The following is a 16,755-nucleotide window of genomic DNA, read 5'->3' as shown; positions in this document are numbered from 1 at the left end:
AAGTGTGGTGGAGTCGGCGGCAGATCCAATCGCAGGGTCGCCGCTCCGCCGGACGGTGAAGGCGAGTCCGCCGAGGTGGGTGCTTGCGAACAGCACTCGAGGTGTGCAGATCGCTCACCACGTGATCTGACCCTCGGAGGAGGCGTCGACACGGGAACTTTCGGCGCGGCGACCGCTACTGCTCCTCACGAGCGTGATCCCAAGTGGAGTCGGCAGTGCGCGGTTCCTCCTTGCCTGGTGCTCCAGCAGCACTTCGTGATGGTTCTCGTGCAGCTTACCGATCTTGTGGTGCCGCCTCCGAGGCGAGCGGTGCTCGGCTGGTGTGCGGTCACAGCGGCTGGTCTGCCGCCCGCTTGACGGTTCTGATCACCGGGGCGGTCTCGAAGTGGGAGATGGAGGGAAGCGCGGCCACTCGGGTCGTCAGATACCGGTAGAGCTCCTGCTGGTTCGCGCACACCACGCTGGCGTACGGACTCGTCGGGCCGGTCGTAGCAGCGGCGAACGCGATCTGGGGGGTCCGGCCAGTGCCGTGCCGGCTTTCTCGAGCTGGGTGGGAGCGACCGCGAGCCAGAGCAGGGTTCGGCTGCCGAGGCCGAACAACCTCCCGTCCACGTCGATGTCCCAGTACAGCACCCCGTGTTCGCGCAGCTCCGCCATCCTGCGCCGAACGGTCGTCGGTGACCAGCCGGTCGCAGCGGCCAGGCGCTCGACCTCCGCCTCGTCCAGCGACCCGAGCTTGGCGACCAGGCTGTCCGGGCCGCCGTAGAAAGCGTGCAGCACGGAGTGCGCCGTCACCCCCTCCACGCGCGGCGTGCGCGGGAGCTTGGCGAGCAGCAGCGTCTCGCTGTCCGCCTCGCTCTCGGTGCGGACCGTGCAGGTGATCTCGGTGCCTCCGGACGTGATGCTCACCCATGATGTGTCGGTACGCCGGGCCAGCGCCTCGGCCACCACAGCAGACGCGGAGGGCGCGCAGCGCACCCGCAAGAACCACAGCACGGCTCCCAGCGCGGTCGGATCGATCCCGCCCACCACCCGCACCGCTCCCGCGGCCCGCAGCCTGGGCGTAACGGCGGGCGATGGTGCGGTCGGACACGCCCAGGACCTCGGCGATTCTGCTGAACGGTGCCCTGCCGTTGACCTGGAGGCCGTGCGCGAGCTTGCGATCGAGTTCGTCGTAGTCGGATTCCACCGTCCTCGAGCTGGTCTGTGTCGGATCCGCCTGGGCTCGCCGAGTTTCTGGCTCTTGCGAATCGACCGGTGCAGCGTCGTCCTCGTCCTGATCAAGACGAACCAGGGGAGAACCCGTGGACACCGATGTGCTCGTCGTCGGCGCCGGCCCGACCGGCCGGACACTGGCCGACGAACTGCGGCTGGCGGGCGTGCACGCCGTGCTGGTCGACAAGCTGCCGCGGCGAAGCACCCTGTCCAAGGCAGGCGGCGTGAAGTCCCGCACCCAGGAGGCGTTCGACCAGCGCGGCCTGCTGGAACCGTTGCTGGAGACGGGGAAGCACCCGGTCGGCACCGCCCGCTTCGCCGGAGTCGCGCTCCCGCTCACGAGGGACAGGCACCGCCATCCGTGGCGTTCGATCCCGCAGGTGGTGATCGAGGAGGTGTTGGGAGAGCACCTCGCCGCAGAGGGCTTCCACGTGCGTCGCGGTCGTGAGCTGACCGCATCACCCAGGACGAGGACGGCGTCACCGCCACCTTCGCGACCTGGGACGCGGTCCGCTGTCGCTACCTGCTCGCGGCCGATGGAGCCCGCAGCATGGTGCGCTCTCTGCTCGGCGCCGAGTTCCCCGGCAGGCCGGCCACGTCGACCACGATCGCCGCCGACGTGCGGCTGGGCGGCGAGGACCTGTCCATGACCCACGCCCGCAGCGAGGACGGGCACCAGGTGGCGGTGTTCCCGCTCGGCACCGACGGGCGGGGCAGGCCTCTGCGGCGGCTCCCGCTCGCTGGACCGGGTCGATCCCTGCCGAGGGATGCCCCTGTCATGGAGGACGAGATCCGGGAAGGGCTGAGCGCGGTCTTCGGCTCGCGCGTGACCCTGCTCGAAGTGCGCTACGCCCGCCGCATCACCAACGCGGCCCGGCAGGCCGTGCGGTACCGGCACGGCCGGGTTTTCCTGGCCGGCGACGCCGCCCACGTCCACCTCCCGATCGGCGCCCAGGGCATGAACACCGGGATCCAGGACGCGCTCAACCTCGGGTGGAAGGTCGTTGCCGCGGTCCACGGCTGGGCTCCCGAGCACCTGCTCGACAGCTACCACACCGAACGCCACCCGGTCGCGGCCGCGGTGCTCCGGAACGTCCAGGCGCAAAGCCTGCTGATGGGCCACGAGGGCGTCGGCCATCCCGACCTCGCAGCGGCCAAGGAGCTGTTCGCGGTCCTGAGCCAGTTGCGCGAGGTGCAACACCACCTCGACGACAAGCTGATCCGGTCGGATGGCTACGTGTGCTGGGCCGGCAACCCAGACAGCGTGGAAGCAGCGCTGAACCACTGGTTCGGCCGCCCGGACCGACCACTTCGGACCAGTCCAACACAACCGGTGACTGCCGAGGTGGTCTGAGTCCGGAGAACCGTCGTCCGATCGGGATCAGCGTGCCGTCGGTGACCACGTGGGCCAGGCCGTGATGCGCGCCTTGCGCAGCGCTTGCCGCAGCTTCGGGCCCGCTGCGCGAGCAGTTCGACGGTGTCGGTGACATGGCGCCGACAGGTCGTGGTGGAGACATCGAACCCGGTGCCGATCTCGGCGAAGGTATCGCCCTCACGTAGGTACACCAGCACCAGCACGGCCTGTTGTCCCGGATTGAGCCTGCGCCACACCGAACCCGACTGGCGGCGATGGGCGCGGATCAGGGCGGAGACGAAGGTCGGGGTCTGGTGTGACAACGGCAGCGCGGCACGGTGGAACAGCATGCGAAGCCCTCGTGCAACAGGACCGATCCTGGTCGACAGTTCTCCTGCCGAGGGCTACATCCTGTTGTCACACCGGCACGCCGTCGATCATCGGTTCGTGGGCTGCGTCCCTTGTCCGCCAACACATCCCGGCCAGGATGGAAAGGGCTCACTGGCGAATCGGCGGTCGCAACAGCATTCGACTCACGAATGGCAATCCGAAAAATGCGGATGAAAGGAAACTGGGATGTGGTAGTTCTGCCGGCTCGGTTTCCGGCCGGGGTGACCTTGCCGGTGTGGTCGATCCGCGAGCGCTCACCTGTCATGCGCGGTTGCTGGGTATCCGAGTGAGTGGCAACTTCCCCCTAAAGGCCTAGTTTGATTCTTTGAGTGAAGTGCTAGCTTACTGAAGCGGCATTTCCCGCGCTTTTGTGAAAACGCATTTCACCGGATGTCGGCTATTAGGCTTCGAAGGAAAGGTTCATCATGTCGCAACACGGGCTGGTACGATTGTTCTCCCTTCTCGACGGCAATCGCAATGGAGTGGTCGATCGCTCCGACCTGGAAACCTTCGGGGCCAGGTCCGGTGGCGGTGTTCCCGACAAGGCCGCCGCCCTCTGGGACTCGCTGTCCACCCTGGACGTCGACTCCGACGGTGTGGTGACCAGGGACGAGTTCGTCGCCGGGGCCGATTACGACGCGGTGTTCGCCTCCACCGCCGCTCTCCACGCGTCCCTCTTCGACGTCGCGGACGCCGACGACGATGGCAGGATCGACCGCGCCGAGTGGAGATCCCTCACGTCCGCACTGGGCATCCCGGATGACGAGGCCGAGGCCGGCTTCACCGCCATCGACTCCGATCAGGACGGTGTGGTCACCCGCGACGAGTTCCTCGAACAGGTGACCATCCTCGTCGAAGGGGACAGGGACCTCGCCGCGATCACCGTCGCGCGGCCCCCCGAGCACACCTGAGCGATCAGGAGTCTGCGCGACGTCGTGCTCGCGCGCCTGGGCTCGGGAAACCGCGGACTACGACGTGCCGGCGATGGTCGCCGCCTTGCGGGTCGAGATCGAGCAGCGCCTCCCCTGCGAACCCGATGGGGACGACCGGGTTGTAGCAGAGGGTGAACCGCGCGAGTCGATCGACGATGCCCTCTGCACCACTGACGTCGAGGCGATCGTCGACCGGCTCTCGAGGTCGATGGCCTGGACTGAGATCGTCGTTCGCATTTCGGGACGGCAACACCAGGGCCGGCGGCACACCGGTGCTTTTGGAAGGCCCCCGCAGGGGTGTGTTCCACGACCCCGGCGGCTGCGAAGCTGGGGCGGTGGTCCCGCGTACAAGCGCGCTGGGCTACCTGGTGCGGCACGAGCGCACCAGGTAGCGGCGCAGCAGGTCAGTCCGAGTGGGTCACGGTGACGTGCTCGGCTCCCTTCCCCGCGACGTTGAGGCAGACGTGGTTGGGTTTGCTCCCGGTGTACTCGTACATGGCTGTCAGGCACGAGGCCAGTGCGTGCTGGCCGTAGTAGTTGGGGTGCACGGATTCGTCGCGGTCGCCCTGGTTGAAGGGGTCGGTGGCGTCGAGGAACCGGGCCCATTCGGCGGCGTGGCCCAGGAGCGGGTCCTTGTGCCAGTTGGAGAGCGAGGCCTGCTGCGCTCTCTTGGCGCAGACCTCGTGCCCGTCGAACAGGTTGTCGACGTCGAGGTACTGCACGCCCTTCTGGGCGGCGGTGGATTTGAGCATGCCGCCGATGGCGGGCACGACCGTGCCGCGCACCCAGGTCGCATCGTGGTCGTACACGGGGCAACCGCCGATCTGGTAGCGGTCGAGGTTGGTCGGCGCGTAGCGGATCTGGTCGCCGTAGGGCACGGGCGAGGGGTAGGACTGGACCACGAACTCGTAGGAGTTGTCGGTGTAGCCGCCTGCTCGCATCACGGCTTTGACCTTGTCGATGGCCGCGGCGACGCCGGTCCTGGACCGGGCGATGCCGTCGTTCAACGTCGTGGTCTGGGTCTGCCGGCACTCGGCCTGTCCCAGGATGAACGCCTGGATGCAGGACTTGATGATGCCGCGGAAGCCGATGTCGTTGCCGCCGATGTTCAGCACGATCAACTTGACCTTGTAGTGCGGCAGCAGGGCGGCGAGTTGGTCGGCCTGTGGCGCGTCGCCCTTCAGCGGGTCGGTGGTGATGTTCTTGGTCTCCGCGCCGGAGCAGGCCAGGTTGATCTTGCGGTAGACCGGGATGTCGACGCTCTGGATCTCCGCGGAGTAGGAGCGCAGGCAGCCGGCGGCGTTGTTGTAGGACGTGCCGTAGACGAGCCTGGCGTCGTAGTCGCACGAAGCGTCGACGGAGTTCCCGCAGGCGTAGACCGCCCGATCGGTGCCGTGCACGTCGGTGTAGGTGCTGGTGCGCAGGGCGTTGCCCTGCCAGCGGCCCGCGACCCCGGAGATGAAGCTGTCGCCGAGCGAGACCACGGCGGTCAGCTCCTGCGGCCTGCCGGTGGCCACCGCTGCCGGGCCGGTGTCCACGTCGGAGGTGGTGACGTCGTTGTTGCCGGTGTTGATGACCGAGGTCTTCCTGCTCCCGTTGTTGGGCACGTACACCTTGGTGCCGTCCGGGCTGACCGCGACGCCGAGGGGGTGCGACCCGACGCCGATCGTGGCCACCTTGGCCGTGGAGTCGACCTTCTCGGTACTGGTGTCCAGCACGGTGACGTTGTCGGAGTCCACGTTGGACACGTAGGTCCGCGTGCCGTCCGGGGTGACCGCGATGCCGGAGGGGCCGCTGCCGGTGGGGATGGTCGCGATCCTGGCACCGCTGCCGACGTCCAGGACGGACACGTTCCCGGATCCGTTGTTGGCCACCAGGACCCTGCTGCCGTCCGGGGTGACCGCCAGGGCGATCGGGTGCGTTCCCACTGTGATGTTGCCCAGTCGGGTGTTGGTGGCGGTGCTGAGCACGCTCACGGTGCCGGCGCCGTTGTTGGCCACGTAGACGCGGGTGCCGTCCGGGGTGACCGCCAGCCCTGCGGGACTTCCGCCCACGCCGACGGTCGCGATCACACGCCGTTGGGCGGTGTCGACGACCGAGACGGTGTTGGCTCCGCCATTGGTCACGTAGGCGCGGGTGCCGTCCGCGCCGAAGGCCACCCCTGCCGGTCGATCGCCGACCGCGATCGTGGTGATTTGGCGCTTGTCCCCGGTGTCCAGCACCGAAACGGTGTTGGAGCGCCCGTTGGCGACGTAGGCCTCCTCGCCGCCGGGGGAGATCGCGACGGCTGTCGGGCCGCTGCCGACGGGGATGGTGGCGGTGCCGCCGGTCGACACGCTGATGGTGGTGACCGTGTCGGACAGGTTGTTGACCACGTAGGCGAATCCAGTGGATCCCGCGGCCTGGACCTCGGCGACCGGGACCGTCAGACCGGCCACCGCCACCAGCGCCGCCAGGACCACGGCTGACGATCTTGCATGCGCAGGTGTGCGCATCTGCGTCTCCTTCGTCGCGGGGAGCACCGATTCCCTGTGGGGAATCGGTGCTCCCCGGCGGATTTACCCGTTCATGCTGTCCGGGGCGCGTCGTGCCGCGCCGCGCCCGGTGGGTGGGCGGTGGTCGATCAGGTCAGGATCAGGGTGAGTCCGTAGGCGGCGAGGATGGGGTTGACCTCCTGGTAGTAGGTGGTGCCGCCGGAGGTGCAGTTGCCCGAGCCGCCGGAGGTGACGCCCTGGGCCTGGTTGGCGCTGATCCAGGACCCGCCGGAGTCGCCGGGCTCCGCGCAGACGTTGGTGCGGGTCAGGTTGTAGACGGTGCCTTGCGGGTAGTTGACGGTCTCGCCGCGCCCGAGGATGGTGCCGCAGCGCAGCCCCGTGGTGGAGCCGGAGCGGCAGATGCCCGAGCCGACCGCGGCCTGCGCGGATCCGCGGACGTAGTACCAGGAGCCGTTGTAGCCCTCGACGTAACCCCACAGGGTCACGCCGGGGTTGGTGGAGACCCAGGAGTAGTCGTAGGTGGGGAAGGTCGAGCCGGCGAAGCTGCCGATGACGGTGCCCGCGTTGTCGGAGACCGTGTCGCCGGGACGGCCGCAGTGGCCCGCGGAGACGAAACCGCCGTAGACGGTGAATCCGACGGAGCAGCGGGCGGCGGAGTTGATGTAGTAGGGCCAACCACCGACGACGTCGGCGAGCGGACGGGGAGAGGTCGTGCTCTCCACGACGCGGACGTACTCGCGACCGGCCCTCGCCTTGTCGAGGAAGGACTTCGCGGCGTCGTCGAGCTTGGTGCGGTTGACGTCGATCACGACGCTGTTGCTCCGCACGTCGACGTACCAGCTGTTGACCGCGGCGGGTGCTCGACGGTTCGCGAGCGCGTCGATGCCGGTCTTGGCCGCGTCCAGTTGGATCGCGGTGCGGGCCGCGGTGCGAACCTCGATGTCCTTGCCCGCCAAGGCCGAGGCCTTGGCCGGGTCGGTGCTCAGGGCGACCAGTTTGCCGCTGTCGGCGTCGAACCAGCTACCGGCGTACGCGGACCCCAGCACGTCTTGGGCGTGCTGCTCGGTCACCCGAGCGGCCTCCTCGCGCGCCAGGCGCAGGGCTGCCTGGTCCGCGGTCAGGTGCAGGTCCCGTTGCAGGGTCGCGGACAGCGCGGCGCTGACCTTGGGCGAGGACGGGGCCGACGTGGCCGCGACGTCGTCCGCGGCGACGGCGGGCTGCATGCAGGCACCGACCACCACCAGGGCAAGAGCGAAAGCGCCGGTCGACCACAGGGTATTCCTTTTCACGCGTGATTCCTTTCCAACGCTACAGGAATGTCGGAGCGGAACAACCGTTATCGGCATGGTGCAGCGACAGGGAAAGTCGGGATATGTGCCGGGAACGATGTGTTCCGGAATCAATACGCTACCGATGGGTTCTTCTCACCGCCTATCCGCCGCACGCGTGAAATTTTCACGAGGTATTGGGGTTGGTAATGGATTTATTTGCGCTGCTTATGAAGGCAGCCTGGGGGTGTTGCCGCAAAAATCGGAATTGCAGGATGTGTGCAACTTCTTTCCGGAGCGATTCCGGTGTGGGTGGGAATCTGCCGGAAGGCGGTGGTGGAGATCTTTCGGCGGAGGGTCGCTACCCGTACGGGACGTCTGCTTCGAACGCGGGAGCATGAATACCGCGAACGGCACAGTGGAGTCACGCCGGTTGCGCCGAATGTTGCGCGGTGCGGGTGGAATCATCCCCGTCCGTCGGTGGCGCCACCGATATTCCATTCCAATTCCGCCTTCGAGCGGCTGGGTTTTTCGGCACCGCGCGGGACGAGACCGTGGGCGGGGCGGGTCGCCGTTGAAGTGGATCCGGCCCGGTCGGCGTCGCCGTTCCCGGTTCTCGAACACCCGGCTCTACGAGGCGGCCAGTGCGTGTGCCTCGGTGGTGCGGTCCGAGGTCGTGGGGACGGTGTCGACCCGTCGCCAGTGCGCGAGGAAGACCAACGCCGTGATGACCGACCCGGCTGACGCGAACGACGTGGCCCCCAGGTAGATCACCCAGTCGTACTCCCCGGTAGTCGCGGCGGGCCCCTCGCGAAGAAGGGGTGCGCCCCAGAGGATCGCGCCCAGCGCCAGGGCGAGCACGCCGGAGAGCGTCCAGAACACCACGAGGACGGTACGACCGACCTTCCGCCCTCCGGTGTACCGGTGCAGCGCTCCTCGGCGGGCCAGCCACCACGACGCCAGCGCGGCCATCGCCACGGCGATCGCGTCGGCCGCGAGCGTGTCGCTGAGCCGGTGCCACTTCGCCGTGAGCGTGTACTCCCCGATGCCGACGGCCCACGGCAGCAGGAAGAAGAGCACCACGCCGCGCCACCGGTACGGCGTGACGATCAGCGCGGCGAACAGCACCGTCATCGCGATCGTGGTGTGCCCGCTGGGCAGGCTGTTGCCCGCGTAGTCCCCGGTGACCTCCACCAGGTGCGGCCGGACGAGCACGAACCGCTTGAGCACCTGCACGACCAGTTGCCCACCGACGATGACACCGACCGCGGCGACCGCCAGGTCCCACCGCCTGCGCAGGACGCCGACCAGCGCCACCAGCACCGAGGCCGCGGCCAACGAGTAGACGGTGATCTGCCCCAGCGCCCACCAGGCGTTGTCGGACTCGCTGCGGTCCACCTGGTCGGCGCCCCGCAGCGCCGCGTTCTCCAGCGACTGGCCCGTGGTCGTCCACACGGCCAGTACGTAGACCAGCGCGGCGACGGCGAAGCCCGCGATCGCGAGCACGATCCACCGCCGTGCCGGCACCGGGGTCGACACGGGAAGGGCATCCGTCACCATGACGACGAGTGTCCGGTGTCTGCGGCCGGACCGCTGCTCCGGCGACGGACACCACCTGGCCGGGTGACCGGCACCGGGGGCGTTCCCGACGTGGTGCGGTTCCGCTTGACCTCGGCACCGCCACCGGAGCCGCGCCGAGCCCGCCGCGACCACGACGGGGTCGGCGCCTGCGTCGGGCGGTCTCGCCCTGACGGGCTGGGTCCGGAGTGGACGGTCGGCGACCTCACCTGCTGGGGTGGCGCATCGATGGCTGTTCACTCGAACCGCCACGCCGGCCGGAAGCGTGCTCAGCTGTGAGCGGCGTCGAAGGCGTTGGCGACCACGGCCGGAATGCGACCGCGCTCGGCAAGTTCCCGCCCGTTGGCCTTGGCCCACTCCCGGATGGCCCTGGCCTGTTCCTTGGTGTGCGCCGTCGCCGAGGGCTTGGCACGGCCGGCCACGGACGTTCCCCGTCCGGCCCTCCCTCCGGCGCGACGGGCGTTCGCGACGAACTCGGCCAGGACGTTCCGCAGTTGTGCGCTGTTGTCCGGGCCGAGATCGATCTCGTAGGACATCCCGTCCACTCCGAAGCGCACCGTCTCGATGTCGTCTGTCGCGGTGCCATCCAGGTCATCGACCAACTGAACGAGAACTTGTTGTGCCATGTCGAGTGAGGATAGGGGGTCCGGTTGATGTTTGTCCTGCGTTGCACGATGGCGATAGGTCCATCGAATTGCCGGAAGTCCTCAGGGCGCATCCGATTTGCGCCACGCCGCGCAGACCGGTCGTGCACCGGTCATCCGGAATTCCACGAGAATCCGTCGCACGATGTCCGACGGCACTGCGGCACCAGCCGAAAGCCCGGTTCGATCGGGAACGGTAGTGATCCGCCATCGTCCCAGCCCGTGGACCACCCGGCCGATCCCTCGAGGTCCTGTCGAACTCGGCGCGGCTCCCTTCGCGACCGCCGGGAAGTCGACGTGGATCGGACTCGTGGAAACCGGGCGACGAACCACGCCCGGGGTGTGTCCAAGGGTGACTTCGTCCCAACTCAGGGTTTCGCGAGTAGCACCAGCGTGTCGACCGCGCGGTGGGAGAAGCCCCATTCGTTGTCGTACCAGGCGACGACCTTGATGTGGCGGCCGTCGACGCGGGTGAGTTTCGAGTCGAAGATCGATGACGCGGGGTTGCCGGTGATGTCGGACGACACGAGGTCGTCCTCGGAGTACTCGAGGGTCCCGACGAGTTCGCCTTCGGCGGCCGCGCGGTAGGCGGCCAGGACGTCGTCGCGCGTCACGTCACGGGTGACCGCGGTGTTGAGTTCGACGATCGAGCCCACCGGTACGGGGACGCGGATCGAGTCGCCGGACAGCCTGCCCGCCAGGTTCGGCAGGACCAGGCCGATCGCCTTGGCCGCGCCCGTGGAGGTCGGTGCGATGTTGACGGCGGCGGCGCGGGCGCGGCGGGGGTCGCGGTGCGGGCCGTCTTGCAGGTTCTGCTCCTGGGTGTAGGCGTGCACCGTGGTCATGAAGCCGTGTTCGATGCCCGCCAGGTCGTCCAGGACCGCGGCCAGCGGTGCCAGGGCGTTGGTGGTGCACGAGGCGTTCGAGACGATCGTGTGCAGGCTCGGGTCGTACAGGTCGCTGTTCACGCCGTAGGCGAGGGTGATGTCCGCACCGTCCGAGGGGGCGCTGACCAGTACCTTGCGGGCACCCGCGTCCACATGGGCGCGGGCGGCCTCGGCGGAGGTGAAGCGGCCGGTCGACTCCAGGACGATGTCGACCTCCAGTTCCTTCCACGGCAGTTGGACCGGGTCGCGTTCGGCCAGGACTTTGATGCGGTGGCCGTCCACGACGAGGGTGTCGCCGTCGACCTCCACCGGACGGCCCAAACGGCCGGAGGTGGTGTCGAACCTGAGCAGCCTTGCCAGGGCCGCGGGTTCGGTCAGGTCGTTGACGGCCACCACTTCCAGGTCGTTGTCGCGTTCCAGCAGGACGCGCAGCACGTTGCGCCCGATCCGGCCGAAACCGTTGATGGCGATGCGAGTCAAGCGACTGTCCCTTCGGGGTTGGTCGATGCGGAGGACTTACGACTGCGCGGTTGCCGCTACCAGGGCGGTGGCCGGGGATCCGGTGGTCCGGTGCCTGCCGGCCAGCAGCGCCAGCGTCGCGCCGGTGAAGAACGCCGCCGAGGCGATCACCGCGGACGTGTGCAGGCCGTCGTACATGCTCGCCGAAGCGAGGGTCAGCGTGCCGAACAGCGCCACGCCCACGGCGTTGCCGATCTGGCGGGACACGTTGAAGACCGCGGTGGCGACGCCCGCCTTCTCGCTCGGAGCCGATTCGATGATCGCGGCGGTGGCGGCGGGCACGGTCGACGGCGTTGCCAGGCCGGTTGCCACCAGGGCGAACAGCAGCGCGGCGTAGGAGGTGTCCGGACCGGCGACCAGCCAGCCGAGGAACCCCGCGGAGCCGAGGAGCAGGGCTGCGACCATCGGCTTGTAGGGGCCGTGGCGGGCGGTGAGCCTGCCTGAGATCGGGGCGGCGACCAGCGCCGTGCAGACGGTGGGCAGCAGCAGGAGGCCGGTGGTCATGGCGTCGTAGCCGCGTTGCTGCTGGAAGTAGAGGGTGGCCACGAACAACATGCCGTAGTAGCCGAGGTTCAGCAGCACGCCGATGGCGGCGGTCGCGGCGAAACCGGGGTCGGCGAACAACGAGGGCGGCAGCAGCGGGGCGTCGTTGTGCCGTTCGAGGCGCCACTCGGTGACCACGAAGGCCACGATGGCGGCGGCGCCCACCCCGCGCGCCGCGGCCGAGATCCGGCTCGGTCGGATGGCTGAACCCCATGAGGTCGCCGAAGTGGCCGCGTGGCTGCTCAGCGACCGGGCCTTGATTGAGACCGGTGCGATCGTGCCGGTCGACGACGGTACGGGTGACTGTGAACGAGCTCTGGCTCCCCTCTGGGAAGGCTCTGACGTTCACCGACCGCGAGCAGTCGCTTCTCGACCACGCCCCTGGTCCTGAGTGGAGGGTGTGGGCATCGGCGAGATCTCCTGCCCTACCGGCCTCCCGTAGGCTGCGGTGATGACCGCAGTCGGTGACGAGGGTGCTGGCGGGCAGCGCGGGGACATCAGCGTGACGCGTATCGCCGAACTGGCCGGGGTGACGGCTTCGACGGTGTCGAAGGTGATCCACGGGCGTTCGGGGGTGTCGGACGGCACGCGGCAGCGGGTGGAGCGGATCATCCGGGAGAACGGGTACCAGCGGCAGGAGAAGGTCGACGCGGTTCCGATCGTCGAGGTGGTCTTCCAGGCGTTGGACAGCCTGTGGGCGTTGGAGATCATCCGCGGGGTGGAGCAGGTCGTCCGACCGCACGGGCTCGCGGTGACGTTGACCGAGATGCGCGGCGAGCACACCCCGGAAAGCCTGTGGGCGCGGCAGATGCTGGCGCGCCGACCGGTGGGTGTGATCGCGGTGTCGGCGGACCTCAGCGAGGCGCAGCACGCCCAGTTGGCGAGCCGGTCCATTCCGCTGGTGGCGCTGGATCCGACCGGTGAGCCGTTGCACCCGATCCCGTCGGTGGGCGCGACCAACTGGGCGGGGGGACTGGCCGCCGCGCGGCACCTGCTGGAGCTGGGGCACCAGCGGATCGCGATGATCAACGGGCCCGGTGAGTTCCTGTGCTGCCGGGCCAGGGTGGACGGGTACCGGGCCGCGCTCGACGCGGCGGGTGTGCCGCTGGATCCGGAACTGCTGCGCGCAGGCCCGTTCTATTTCGAGACCGGACGGGACCAGGCGCGGGAACTGCTGCGGCTGCCCGATCCGCCGACCGCGATCTTCGCCGCCAACGACCTGCAGGCGTTCGGCGTGTACGACGCGGCCCGCACCGCTGGGGTGCGGGTTCCGGACGACCTGAGCGTGATCGGGTTCGACGACCTGGCGTTCACCCAGTGGTCGGAGCCGCCGCTCACGACGGTGCGGCAGCCGCTGTTGGAGATGGGTGCGAAGGCGGCCGGATTCGTGCTCGATCTCGCCGCGGGCAGACAACCGGAGGCGGACCGCGTCGAGCTGCCCACGAAGCTCGTGGTCCGCCGCAGCACGGCTCCGCCTCGGGTCCGATGACCGCTCACCGGACCCGAGGGGACAGGCCGGCCCATCGGGATCGCAGTCCGGGCTCAGGGGCTGCCGCAGGTGAGCACGGGTGATGACGGCGTTCCGGCGGACTGGAAGCCGAACTTCGCCGTGCCGTTCGGGGCCAGGGTTCCGTTCCAGCTCAGGTTCTTCACCGACATCGATGACCCGTTGACGCTCAGCGCGCCGTTCCAGAGCTGGTTGATCGTCTGCCCGGCTGCCGTGGTCCACTTCGTCGTCCACCCGGTGGTTCCCGAAGCTCCGGCGAGCACGGTCACCTCACCCTCGAACCCACCCGGCCAGGAGTTGACCGTCCGATAGGTCGCCGAGCAGGCGCCGGTCGGTGGCGGAGCGGTCGTCGTGGTTGTGGTTGTGGTCGTGGTCGGGGGAGTCGTTCCCTTGTACTGTCCGGCGACCTTGGCCAGGTCGGCCCCCTTGCCCTTCATGTAGCTCTGGTTGACCCACGAGGTGAAGGCCGTCTTGGTGGACTGCGACGAGCTGCCCGACCACAGTTCCTCCTTGTCCTGGTCGAAGTAGGTGACCAGTTTCAGGTCCGAGTAGCGACCCGATTGCAGGGCGGTGGACATGTCGTTGATCCACTGCGCCTTGTTCCCGCCGTCCTCGCTGGAGCCGACCTCGGCGATCATCACCGGACGCTGCGGTGCGATGGAACGTGCTGTGGCGTAGGGGCCGGAAAAGATGGAGTCGAAGCTGGTCCAGTAGTTGCCGCTCGGGTCCCACGAGGGGCCCAGCCCCCAGTTGTAGCCGTCGATCGCCACCCAGTCGACGTAGCCGTCACCGGGGTAGGACGCCGCGGGGTCGTTGGCGGGGACATTGGGCGTCGGACTGCTGTTGAAGCACCACACCCACTGCACGTTGGTCGCGCCCGCGGCGACGACCAGGTCGTGCACACGCCGGTAGGCGCTGACGTACAGCGCGGGGTTGCTGTTGTTGTTGACGATGCCCCAGGGGTACCAGTTGCCGTTGAACTCGTGGCCCCACCGAACCATGATCGGCGCGCCGACCGACGCGAACTCCGCACCACGAGCCCGGATGTAGGTGTCCCACCTGCCGTCGACGATGTCCTGGAGGTGGATCTGGCCGGGGTCGTTCACGCCGAGGGCGGGGTTCCAGGGTTCCCAGGTGAAGTGGGGCATGACGCCCTGGTTCCACAGGGTCCGCGCGTCGGCGGCGTTGAAGGCGTTGCCGGTGGCCCAACTGTCGAACCACTGGGCACTGGCCGGGGTGACCCCGTAGCGGCTCACCGTCCCCGAGGGGATCTCGGTGGGGCTCGTCTCCCGGAAAACCCCCAGGTACTTGGTCGAGGTGTCCGCGGCCGCGCTAATGGCGGGGATGGCCAGCGCCGCTCCCAACAGCAGACCAACGGCGGCGAGGACAGGCGCTGTTCGAAAGCGCCCCATCATGACCCTGCATAACATGCTTCCTCCTTGACTTTGGCCTGGGAGCGCTCCCAGATGCTCGTAACCATGACGAACGGAACGGATTAGGTCAACGTTCTCTCCGAGGCAAGAAATTTTCTCTACCTCACCTATGGCCGCAGGGGAACGTCTGTCGCGCACTGGGATTGATGGAGACCATCAAGCCGGGGAAGGCGAGGAGCGATGGCGCCACCGAAGAAGTACCCCGATGACCTGCGTGAGCGGGCGACCCGGATGGTCGTGCAGGCCCGACGGGACCCGGCCACGATGACCCGGGCGATCAAGCGGATCGCCGATCAGCTCGGGATCCATCCCGAGGCGTTGCGGACCTGGGTCAAGCGTGCGGAGATCGATGCCGGTGACCGGCCTGGCACCACGACCGGTGATGCGGAGCGGGTCGCGCGGTTGGAACGGGAGAACCGCGAACTGCGACGGGCGAATCAGATCCTGAGGTCGGCGGCGAGTTCCTTTGCGGCGGAGCTGGACCGTCCGTCGCGACGAAGGGTCGGGTTCGTCGATTCCCAGCGGGAGGAACACGGTGTCCAGCCGGTCCTGAAGGCGCTCGAGCAGACGCCCGCCGGGATCGCACCGTCGACGTACTACGCGGCCCGCTCCCGCCCGGACTCGGCCCGTGCGGCACGAGACCGGGAACTGGCCGGGAAGATCACGCGGGTGCACGAGGACAACTACGGCGTCTACGGGTCGAAGAAAGTCTGGGCCGAGCTGAACCGCTACGGCATCGAGGTGGCCCGGTGCACCATCGGGCGGCTCATGCGCGAGAACGGGCTCCGTGGCCTGCTCCGTGACAAGTCCCCGCGCACGACACGGCCTGCGGCGGAGACCGGCAGGCCAGTTGACCTCGTGAAACGCGACTTCACGGCCACGAGCGTGAATGAGCTGTGGGTAGCGGACATCACTTACGTGCACACCGCCGCTGGCTGGGTGTACGCGTCGTTCGTGCTCGATGCGTTCTCCCGCGTGATCGTGGGCTGGCAGGTCGCCACCAGCCTTTACACCGACCTGGCGCTGGACGCGTTGCAGATGGCGATCTGGCGCCGCCAGGCCGAGGGCACCGACCTGGCAGGTCTGGTCCACCACAGCGACCGCGGAATGCAGGGCGGATTCAACTGGTCGTCGCACCACCGGTGTCCTGGACAGATCGCAGGTGATCGTCGAGGGTTCGCAGGTGCCTTCCAGCCCAGTGTCTTGCGGGGCCGCGAGTTGAGCGCGGTCGCGACCGCGGCGATGTCCTCAGCACTCCGACGGGATAGGTCGGTGCCTTTCGGGAAGCACTGACGCAGCAAGCTATTCGTGTTCTCGTTGGTGCCACGTCGCCAAGGAGAATGCGGATCAACGAAGTAGACCGGAAGCCGGTTCGCGATCTGCTCCGGACTCCACGCCGTGACCCAGGTCCCGATCACCGCGATGCGGCTTGTTCCGTCCCTTCCACGCGGACCGTCGGGGCCGATCGCGGCGCCGTCGGTGTCACGGACCTCACCGGACAAGCGCTGCTGGACGTAGTCGCGCAGCCGTTCGTTCACGACCAGCTTGGAGACCTTGGGGCGCCTCACGCCCCGTTCGGCATGCCATTGCGCGGTCGAGGCTTCGTGGTCAACGCCGTAGGTCCGGGTGGAGGCGTTGCTGCGCAGCTCCCGGGAAATCGTCGCGGTATCCCTGCCAAGCCGCCTGCCGATCGCGCGCACTCCGAGGCCTTGAGCGCGCAGCAGCGCGATGTCCTCACGCTCGACGGACAACGGGTATCGGCCGGAGACCGTTGTGGACAGTCGCGGGTATACTCCGCCAGCGTGACGGAACCACCGGTAGCCCACCGATGCCGACACCCTGGCCGCCTCCGACGCCTCGTCGGTCAGGACACCGCTGGCGATCGACGCCCAGAACCTGACGCGATCCTCGCGCCAGGCGACCGTTGGCCGACCCGGTGACGGGATCTGCCCCCGGTACTGACGAACCTGCTTCCGCTGTGCGTCGTCGG

The 16,755-nt window shown here is 68.5% G+C and carries 12 protein-coding genes and 4 pseudogenes; 5 read left to right on the top strand and 11 right to left on the bottom strand.

The features are described from left to right. Positions 1–328: 328 nt before the first annotated feature. Positions 329–1,189: pseudogene (locus RM788_RS44610) on the bottom strand (Lrp/AsnC family transcriptional regulator). A gap of 115 nt (positions 1,190–1,304) precedes the next feature. Here RM788_RS44610 and RM788_RS44600 point away from each other — a divergent pair. Then, positions 1,305–2,569 (top strand): annotated as a pseudogene (locus RM788_RS44600) (FAD-dependent monooxygenase). A 13-nt stretch (positions 2,570–2,582) separates the two neighbouring features. Here the strand turns inward: RM788_RS44600 and RM788_RS44595 are convergent. Next, positions 2,583–2,919: pseudogene (locus RM788_RS44595) on the bottom strand (transposase family protein); the annotation flags it as partial. A gap of 465 nt (positions 2,920–3,384) precedes the next feature. Between RM788_RS44595 and RM788_RS44590 the strand changes: the two are divergent. Next, a complete protein-coding gene (locus RM788_RS44590; protein WP_315926708.1) occupies positions 3,385–3,870 on the top strand; it encodes an EF-hand domain-containing protein in 486 nt (161 codons plus the stop codon). Positions 3,871–4,295: 425 nt separating this feature from the next. Here RM788_RS44590 and RM788_RS44585 read toward each other — a convergent pair whose 3' ends face one another. The 7 genes from RM788_RS44585 to RM788_RS44560 all read right to left on the bottom strand — a co-directional run bounded on the left by RM788_RS44585 (position 4,296) and on the right by RM788_RS44560 (position 11,963). Beyond that, positions 4,296–6,386, bottom strand: a complete 2,091-nt coding sequence (locus tag RM788_RS44585) for a beta-propeller fold lactonase family protein (protein WP_315926706.1) — start codon at positions 6,384–6,386, stop codon at positions 4,296–4,298. 128 nt (positions 6,387–6,514) lie between these two features. Continuing rightward, a complete protein-coding gene (locus RM788_RS44580; protein WP_315926704.1) occupies positions 6,515–7,675 on the bottom strand; it encodes an alpha-lytic protease prodomain-containing protein in 1,161 nt (386 codons plus the stop codon). 609 nt (positions 7,676–8,284) lie between these two features. Continuing rightward, complete coding sequence (locus tag RM788_RS44575) at positions 8,285–9,214, bottom strand: phosphatase PAP2 family protein (RefSeq protein ID WP_315926702.1); 930 nt, start codon at positions 9,212–9,214, stop codon at positions 8,285–8,287. A 287-nt stretch (positions 9,215–9,501) separates the two neighbouring features. Continuing rightward, positions 9,502–9,858, bottom strand: a complete 357-nt coding sequence (locus RM788_RS44570) for a histone-like nucleoid-structuring protein Lsr2 (protein ID WP_315926700.1) — start codon at positions 9,856–9,858, stop codon at positions 9,502–9,504. A gap of 81 nt (positions 9,859–9,939) precedes the next feature. Further along, positions 9,940–10,299: an Imm1 family immunity protein gene (locus RM788_RS53225; RefSeq protein ID WP_399342030.1), complete on the bottom strand. Its 360-nt coding sequence runs from the start codon at positions 10,297–10,299 to the stop codon at positions 9,940–9,942. Continuing rightward, positions 10,245–11,243, bottom strand: coding sequence for a type I glyceraldehyde-3-phosphate dehydrogenase (gap, locus tag RM788_RS44565; protein ID WP_315926698.1), 999 nt, complete (start codon positions 11,241–11,243; stop codon positions 10,245–10,247). Before gap ends, RM788_RS53225 begins: the two co-directional genes overlap by 55 nt. Before the next feature lie 36 nt (positions 11,244–11,279). After that, complete coding sequence (locus RM788_RS44560; RefSeq protein ID WP_315926696.1) at positions 11,280–11,963, bottom strand: MFS transporter; 684 nt, start codon at positions 11,961–11,963, stop codon at positions 11,280–11,282. On the opposite strand from RM788_RS44560, the gene RM788_RS53220 reads away from it, so the two are divergent. Further along, positions 11,869–12,216, top strand: a complete 348-nt coding sequence (locus tag RM788_RS53220) for an SDR family oxidoreductase (RefSeq protein ID WP_399342025.1) — start codon at positions 11,869–11,871, stop codon at positions 12,214–12,216. The genes RM788_RS44560 and RM788_RS53220 overlap by 95 nt on opposite strands. A gap of 60 nt (positions 12,217–12,276) precedes the next feature. Beyond that, positions 12,277–13,314, top strand: a complete 1,038-nt coding sequence (locus tag RM788_RS44550; RefSeq protein ID WP_315926694.1) for a LacI family DNA-binding transcriptional regulator — start codon at positions 12,277–12,279, stop codon at positions 13,312–13,314. Positions 13,315–13,367: 53 nt separating this feature from the next. On the opposite strand, the gene RM788_RS44545 is transcribed toward RM788_RS44550, so the two are convergent. Further along, positions 13,368–14,696, bottom strand: a complete 1,329-nt coding sequence (locus tag RM788_RS44545; RefSeq protein ID WP_315926692.1) for a cellulose binding domain-containing protein — start codon at positions 14,694–14,696, stop codon at positions 13,368–13,370. 249 nt (positions 14,697–14,945) lie between these two features. Between RM788_RS44545 and RM788_RS44540 the strand changes: the two genes are divergently transcribed. Then, complete coding sequence (locus RM788_RS44540; protein ID WP_399342021.1) at positions 14,946–16,058, top strand: IS3 family transposase; 1,113 nt, start codon at positions 14,946–14,948, stop codon at positions 16,056–16,058. On the opposite strand, the pseudogene RM788_RS53215 reads toward RM788_RS44540, so the two are convergent. Beyond that, positions 15,944–16,711 (bottom strand): annotated as a pseudogene (locus tag RM788_RS53215) (transposase); the annotation flags it as partial. The gene RM788_RS44540 and the pseudogene RM788_RS53215 sit on opposite strands and share 115 nt — an antisense overlap. Positions 16,712–16,755 lie beyond the last annotated feature (44 nt).

It is taken from the genome of Umezawaea sp. Da 62-37 (assembly GCF_032460545.1).
GTDB lineage: Bacteria > Actinomycetota > Actinomycetes > Mycobacteriales > Pseudonocardiaceae > Umezawaea.
The sequence above is the reverse complement of the archived record's forward strand: the minus strand, read 5'-3'. Positions and strand labels throughout refer to the sequence as shown.

Coding starts and splice junctions, on each gene's coding strand:
- RM788_RS44590 (WP_315926708.1), top strand. CDS start 3,385: ATGTCGCAACACGGGCTGGTACGATTGTTCTCCCTTCTCGACGGCAAT.
- RM788_RS44585 (WP_315926706.1), bottom strand. CDS start 6,386: ATGCGCACACCTGCGCATGCAAGATCGTCAGCCGTGGTCCTGGCGGCG.
- RM788_RS44575 (WP_315926702.1), bottom strand. CDS start 9,214: ATGGTGACGGATGCCCTTCCCGTGTCGACCCCGGTGCCGGCACGGCGG.
- RM788_RS44570 (WP_315926700.1), bottom strand. CDS start 9,858: ATGGCACAACAAGTTCTCGTTCAGTTGGTCGATGACCTGGATGGCACC.
- RM788_RS53225 (WP_399342030.1), bottom strand. CDS start 10,299: ATGGGGCTTCTCCCACCGCGCGGTCGACACGCTGGTGCTACTCGCGAA.
- RM788_RS53220 (WP_399342025.1), top strand. CDS start 11,869: ATGGCGGCGGTCGCGGCGAAACCGGGGTCGGCGAACAACGAGGGCGGC.
- RM788_RS44550 (WP_315926694.1), top strand. CDS start 12,277: ATGACCGCAGTCGGTGACGAGGGTGCTGGCGGGCAGCGCGGGGACATC.
- RM788_RS44540 (WP_399342021.1), top strand. CDS start 14,946: ATGGCGCCACCGAAGAAGTACCCCGATGACCTGCGTGAGCGGGCGACC.